The 219-nt window shown below is 54.3% G+C and carries 1 tRNA gene; it reads right to left on the bottom strand.

The features are described from left to right. Nucleotides 1-74, bottom strand: a tRNA-Arg gene (locus tag QQL85_RS26565). Nucleotides 75-219: the final 145 nt, after the last annotated feature.

Here is a 219-nt window from a genome sequence, read left to right as displayed (position 1 = left end):
CGGACTCAGCAGGATTCGAACCTGCGACCGCTCGGTTCGTAGCCGAGTACTCTATCCAGCTGAGCTATGAGTCCGTGGTGGTAGTTTTAAACCAGATTACCACTGGTTGACTGAAGCAGCTTTGCAAGCAGAGCCACTTCAGGAAAGTGGCGGACTCAGCAGGATTCGAACCTGCGACCGCTCGGTTCGTAGCCGAGTACTCTATCCAGCTGAGCTATG

The organism is Pseudomonas putida, assembly GCF_030159595.1.
Classification (GTDB): Bacteria; Pseudomonadota; Gammaproteobacteria; order Pseudomonadales; family Pseudomonadaceae; genus Aquipseudomonas; species Aquipseudomonas putida_AC.
The sequence above is the reverse complement of the archived record's forward strand: the minus strand, read 5'-3'. Positions and strand labels throughout refer to the sequence as shown.